Origin of the sequence: Collinsella aerofaciens, from assembly GCF_015548375.1 — a bacterium.
Taxonomy (GTDB): Bacteria; Actinomycetota; Coriobacteriia; order Coriobacteriales; family Coriobacteriaceae; genus Collinsella; species Collinsella aerofaciens_AB.
Genome location: NZ_JADMWW010000040.1, coordinates 1 through 5432, shown reverse-complemented (window position 1 = coordinate 5432; position 5432 = coordinate 1). Strand labels below are relative to the sequence as shown.

Genomic DNA, 5432 nt, shown 5'->3' with positions numbered 1-5432 from the left:
TCGCCTGCTGGCGTTCTGCGAGCGATGCGAGCTTTCCGGCGAGTTCCGCGACCCTGGCGTTCGCCTCGGCGAGTTGCGCCTTGGCCTCGGCCTCGGCGCGGGCGGCGCGGTCGCGCTCGGCCGTAAGCGCCTCCATCAGCTCGGCGTTGCGGGACCGTTCGATTTCCAGTTGGGCGGCCAGGGAGTCAACCAGGGAGTCCGGGGCGGGTGCAGCGGGCGCGTCGGCTGGCTGGCGGGACGGTTTGCCGGGGTTCTTCAGGGCGTCGGCGATGGCTGCGGCGGCGAAGTCATCGAGAAAATCGGTATTCCCGTTTCGTGAAACATGGTTTCCCAGTCCCAGCTTCTCGATGTAGTTCGCGACTGTGCGCTTTGAAACACCCAGTTCAGACGCTATTTCACGCTTCGTTATGCCCATTGGTCAACCTATCGTCAATCGGGAATGTTTCCCGGGAAACATCGGGGAGTTTCACGGCGGTTCCCGATGATTTTACCGTTTCCCGTTCCCGTTTTTCCCGTTTCTCGTTCTCCGCGTCGGCACGTTTCCAGTACTCCTCGATCCCGGTATCCAAGCCGATGGCCTTCTGTGCGAGCTCCAGCCTGGTCATGGCGGACTGCGGCGGGCTCAGGTGCCCGCGGTCGCTAGCGCTCGACCAGTACTCGTCGAGCGCTGCCCTGAGCTCGACCATCGCGGGGTTGTACAGCTCGTACAGATCATCCGGCTTCGGTTTTTCCGACTCGGCGGCGTCCTTCGGCATATCGCGCAACCACTTGATGACGGTCGTGCGCGATATGCCCAGTTCGCGGGCGATGGCGCTATGGCTGGCGTCGGGATGTGCCGCGGCGTACTCGCGAACGAGGTCGGCTTTCGTCGGGGCTCCATCCTTATTGCGCCAGCTACCGCCCGGGTCGTCAAAATCCTGAACGGTGCGAGCTCTGGCTAAATGGACATCCTGCTTGCGCCCGTTCCTCTTGTTTTTCGGCAGCTCGACGGCGGTGCGACGCTCGATGCGCTCGCGGGTGAGCTTATGGATGATGGGGTCGTAATACGACGCAATCGCGGCGAGCGCGTCATCCTCGGTGAAGTGATTGTCCTCGCGCTCTGTCAGGCCCTCGAGTGTCGGCACGAGCGCGAGCGCGTCGGCCTCAAGATCCTCGTACGGGATGCCGCATTTCTTGGCGTAGGCGGCCAGGACGTTGAGGCACCAGTAGCGGTGGTGGTCGGTGGCCTTCGTCTCGACCTCCCCGCGCCACCAATCGTAAAGGTCGCGCTTGCAGGTCCAGCGCCCGGGTGCCTTGCCCTCGACGATGCGCGCCTGGTACCACTCCGGCCAGAGCTTCTTGGCGCGCTCGATGGGGGTCCGCCCGGCGGTGCGCATGAGCTCTATGAATTCGGCGCGGTCCTTGCCGCCGCGGACGCCGGCGTATCCGAGCAGGTAATCCATACTGCAGAGCCAAGGTTTCCCGTCCTCGCCGTTGTGCACGAACGCCACGGCCTCGTACTTGTCCTTGATTTTCGATCTCTCGGTCTTGCCGTTCAGCTTCGTCGGCGTGCCGGGCATCCTGAAGGGCTGGTAGATGCCCTGGTGTTGGACTTCCTCGAGCGTCGAGACGGTGTCGCGCCAGATGTAGTCCGTGAGCATCGCCTTGAACTCCTGCAGAAATGGCACGACACGCGGCACCAGCGGGATCGGCTGGTCAAGCACGTAGTAGAGGTGGAAACCCGTACCCGAGTTCACGAGGAAGGTCGGCTGCGGGAGGGACACCCACTTATCTGCCGCAAACGCCGGGTCACGGCCGTTGCGGAACTGCTTCAGCATGTTCTTCAGTTCCTGCACGCCGACGCCGTCGAGGTCGATTGCGAACGCGTGCAGGAACCGCGCGTTCGCGGCGACGCGGCTCTTGCCGAAATACGACACGGGAGCGCAGAAGACGGACTCGTTCTTCCTGTTCGAGTCGATGACGCGCTCCATCACGCCGTCGAGGTCATCGGTCAGCGTGAACCGCTCGACCACGGGGACGTCGTGTTTACGGCCCGTCTTGGTCTTGACCGTCTTGGTCTTGTTGGTGATCTGGATGGCTATGCCGTTAGGATGGCCGCCGCCCATCTCGTGCCACGGGACCTCCTCGCCGCGGGGCTGCAGGAAGCCCTCAGGAAAGATGGTCCGCCAAAAGTCGTACGGGCTGACCCATTCCCAGGACGGATGGTCGGACAGAAGGATGTCATTCTTCTCGATGTAGGCATGGCGCTGGGCTGCCCACCAAGCATCATCACGATCGGGTTTTTTCTTTCGATCTGCCACTGAACACCATCCCCCATACCAGCCGCCCCCGAGGGCTAAGGCTCCGCCTTTACAGGACGTATATTATCAATACAGTTATTGTACACCCCTGTGGCAACCCGATCTGAGGCCGGTGAACGTCTCCCGCGGCGGCCAGTGGGGTAGAATCACAGCGGCGGATTCCCGCGCGCGGGCGATGCTTTCCCTTGGAGGTGTCGCTTATGTCGAAGGTCTTTGAAGCCCTCGCCGCCCTGGCGGCGGTGGGCACGTTTATCGTCACGTTTCTCGACTCGTACGAGATCAAGTTCAGGATTCGGAGGCGCGCGCGGACTGTGCGCGATGAAGGGCGGCGGGGACGTCGCAGCAAAAAATAAGGCCGGGGTTGCAGCCCCGGCCTTTGAACCTGAAATCCGCATCGCCCGCGTAACCGGTTAGCCACCTGCGCGGGGTCCGCTTCTTTCATTTCTGATTTTACCCGGTGGGGCGGCTCTTTTGCAGCCGCTCCACCGTTTTTTTACGCCTGCCACCAAGGGTGCCCGAAGGCACCGTGCGGCGGCGCTAGTGCTTGGGCCCGCGGCGCTTCTGCTCGGGCGTCGGCGGCTCGCGCCGACGCCGGGTTTCACCCTCGCCTGCAAGACGCGCCCGCTCGTCGGCGAGTTTCTTGCGCTCTGCGGCGAGCTCGGTCGCCTTGATCAGGTTGCTCGACATCATGATCGCCGTGCCGCCGCGCTGCAGGCGGTGCATCTCTTGATCGAGATCGGCGATTTGCTCGTCAAGCTGGGCGATCATCTCGACGCGGGTATCGACCTGATTCGCGGCGACCATGGCCATGCGACGCTGGGTCTCGGCGGCTGCCGCCGCGGTGGCCATGGCCACGCGGCGGCGCTTTGCCAGGGCGCCCTTGTGCCTGCCCTGGACGCGGCCGCGCTTGGCCTTTTCGATACGACCGCGCTGGCGCTCGAGCTCCGCGACCTCCCGCTGCAGCTGCTCGAGGGCGGCACCCTCCTGCTGAAGCTCCGCGCGAAGGACCCGAAGGCGCTCGTTCCTTGCTTTGATTTCCTCGTTGAGCTTGACGCGATCGGCATGGCCGATCAGGCCAGCGCCGCCCTCATGGACGGTCGGCTGCTCATCCATATACCTATCTTTATTGGAACGGTGGTCGATTGACTGCGGAGCGCTGCCCGTCATTGCCGCCGCCTGGGCGAGATGCCTGTTTGCGATTCCCGCCCAGGCGGCGCGGATGGACGTCAGCTCGGCCTTCTCGGCATCAAACGCCTTGGTGCCGTCCATCTTGGCGGTGACGGCCACTGGCGTCTTGGTCTTGCGGTCGTCCTTGGTGAGGCCCTGGGCCTCTGCCTGGGACATGGTCCGACGCTCGCCGTCCTTGAAGTTGTATACCTTCTCGATGCCCTCGGCCTTGGCGGCCTTCCAGTCCCTCGCCTCGACCATGACGTTGCTGCCGTCGGGGTAGCGGCATAGGTAGACCTTGGTGGACTTGTGGGCTTTCGGGCGCTCGAAACCGCCGGGGCCGATCGCGAGGGCGCTCACGAGGACGTGGGCATGCGGGTTGCCGTCACCTGAATCGTGGATTGCCCAGTCGCAGGCTCTGTCATTGAACAGGCTGCAGAAATCGAGGACGCAGGCCCGCTGGCCGTCCAGGTCGAGCTCGTGCGGCAGGGCGAACTCGTAGCGCTTCGCGACGAGTTCATTGCCCCCGGCGTATACGCGCTGGGCCTCGTTCCAGATGGTCTGGCGGTCGAGGGCGGGCATGCCACCGGGAAGGACGATGCCGGTATCGGCGATGCGCTCGGCACGGGCATAGCGCTTGAGCTCGCCTGTGGCCTCGTCCCGTAGCGTCTCGCCGCTCTGGTAGGCGGCCGACGCGACGGCCGACGAGCCGCGCGCGGGCGCGATGCCGCGGGCGTTGAGGTGGTAGATGGCCATGGCGTCTGCCTCCTTCCAGGCAAGCGAGCGAAGTGAGCGCGCAGCGGCGCGGCGGTCCGTGAGCGTGGTCGCGAACGGGCGCGGCGGCGCGTAGGGCAAGGGAGCGCGAGCGAGCGCGCAGGCACTTCGGCAACCGTAAGCCGCGTCAGGCGAACGGTCGGTGATGTGCCGGAGAGGCCCGCCGCCCAGGCGCGCACGCAATGTCTCACTCTCGCAGCGGCGTAGCCGCGAGAAAGTGAGACTAAGTGCGCCCTACCTATGGTAGGGATATACCCGGCTCGCGATATTTTAACGCGCGAACGGGTATATTTTGCTGCGAGAACAAACCGCAACGAGCAGGAAGGTCGGTCGATATGACGGCTTCGATTGACGAGCAGATCGCACGGAAGAGGGCTGCGGCCGACAAGCAGGCCTCGAGGGCGGCGGCGCTGAAGAAGGAGCTGCGAGACCTCGAGCGGAAGAAGGCCGCGGCCGAGCGGAAGGCCCGCACGCACCGCTTGGTCGAGGTCGGCGCGATCCTCGAGCAGGCAACTGGCCTGACCTTTGACACCGAGGGCAGCCGCCGAGCTCTGTCCACGGCACTGAACGAGCAGCTGTACTACTCCAACGGCGTGGCGTTTACCCGCGGCGGGGACATCGCCAGCGCCTGCGGCGAGCCGGACGGGGATCAGCGATGAACGTCACCATCACTTTTAAGAACAGGGTCGAGAGCTTCTACACCCGCGCCGACGGGTCGGCGGCGTTGAGCAAGGACGTGCTAGAGCTCACCGCCGACGGGTCGGCGGCGGTGCTCTGGAGCCGCCTCGAGTTCGACAGGGGCGGCGGCGATGACGGGACCAAACCCCGCGTCGAAAAAGGCTACAGCCGCGAGGTGTTGCGCCTGCCGCCCGCGGCGGCACTCGGCCCCGACGGCAGCCTGGACGAGTTTTGGACTCGCGCTGCCCAGCACTGCGACGTGGTCGAGGTCGAGCTCGACGGCAAGCTCGTGTACCCGTTCTGATCCCGGCGGCACAGCAAAACCTACGAGAACCCCGCGAACCCTCTGAGGGTCCGCGGGGTTCTCGTCATTCTCCCCCTGGGCCAAGCAGCTTCATGGCCATGCGGCCGCGGCGCCACCACGGCGTGGCCGCGATCGCCTGCTGGCGTTCTGCGAGCGATGCGAGCTTTCCGGCGAGTTCCGCGACCCTGGCGTTCGCCTCGGCGAGTTGC

The 5432-nt window shown here is 64.9% G+C and carries 6 protein-coding genes; 3 read left to right on the top strand and 3 right to left on the bottom strand.

All coding sequences use genetic code 11. The features are described from left to right. The coding region (locus I1969_RS10750; RefSeq protein WP_195235119.1) for an HTH domain-containing protein at positions 1 to 415 on the bottom strand (415 nt) is incomplete at its 3' end. Continuing rightward, on the bottom strand, positions 396 to 2300 hold the full coding sequence (locus I1969_RS10745; protein WP_195235118.1) for a hypothetical protein: 1905 nt from the start codon (positions 2298 to 2300) through the stop codon (positions 396 to 398). The genes I1969_RS10750 and I1969_RS10745, both read right to left, overlap by 20 nt. A gap of 200 nt (positions 2301 to 2500) precedes the next feature. Here I1969_RS10745 and I1969_RS10740 point away from each other — a divergent pair, with 200 nt between their 5' ends. Next, positions 2501 to 2653, top strand: a complete 153-nt coding sequence (locus I1969_RS10740; RefSeq protein ID WP_195235117.1) for a hypothetical protein — start codon at positions 2501 to 2503, stop codon at positions 2651 to 2653. A 184-nt stretch (positions 2654 to 2837) separates the two neighbouring features. Here I1969_RS10740 and I1969_RS10735 read toward each other — a convergent pair whose 3' ends face one another. Next, the gene (locus I1969_RS10735; protein ID WP_195235116.1) at positions 2838 to 4223 is read right to left on the bottom strand and encodes a MobA/MobL family protein; all 1386 of its coding nucleotides are present in this window, start codon (positions 4221 to 4223) and stop codon (positions 2838 to 2840) included. A gap of 353 nt (positions 4224 to 4576) precedes the next feature. On the opposite strand from I1969_RS10735, the gene I1969_RS10730 reads away from it, so the two are divergent. Beyond that, positions 4577 to 4900, top strand: a complete 324-nt coding sequence (locus tag I1969_RS10730; RefSeq protein ID WP_195235115.1) for a hypothetical protein — start codon at positions 4577 to 4579, stop codon at positions 4898 to 4900. Further along, complete coding sequence (locus tag I1969_RS10725) at positions 4897 to 5223, top strand: hypothetical protein (RefSeq protein WP_195235114.1); 327 nt, start codon at positions 4897 to 4899, stop codon at positions 5221 to 5223. Before I1969_RS10730 ends, I1969_RS10725 begins: the two co-directional genes overlap by 4 nt. The last annotated feature ends 209 nt before the right edge of the window (positions 5224 to 5432 follow it).

What these genes read in the sequence shown, in the direction of transcription:
- I1969_RS10740 (WP_195235117.1), top strand. Translation starts at nt 2,501, where the DNA reads ATGTCGAAGGTCTTTGAAGCCCTCGCCGCCCTGGCGGCGGTGGGCACG.
- I1969_RS10735 (WP_195235116.1), bottom strand. Translation starts at nt 4,223, where the DNA reads ATGGCCATCTACCACCTCAACGCCCGCGGCATCGCGCCCGCGCGCGGC.
- I1969_RS10730 (WP_195235115.1), top strand. Translation starts at nt 4,577, where the DNA reads ATGACGGCTTCGATTGACGAGCAGATCGCACGGAAGAGGGCTGCGGCC.
- I1969_RS10725 (WP_195235114.1), top strand. Translation starts at nt 4,897, where the DNA reads ATGAACGTCACCATCACTTTTAAGAACAGGGTCGAGAGCTTCTACACC.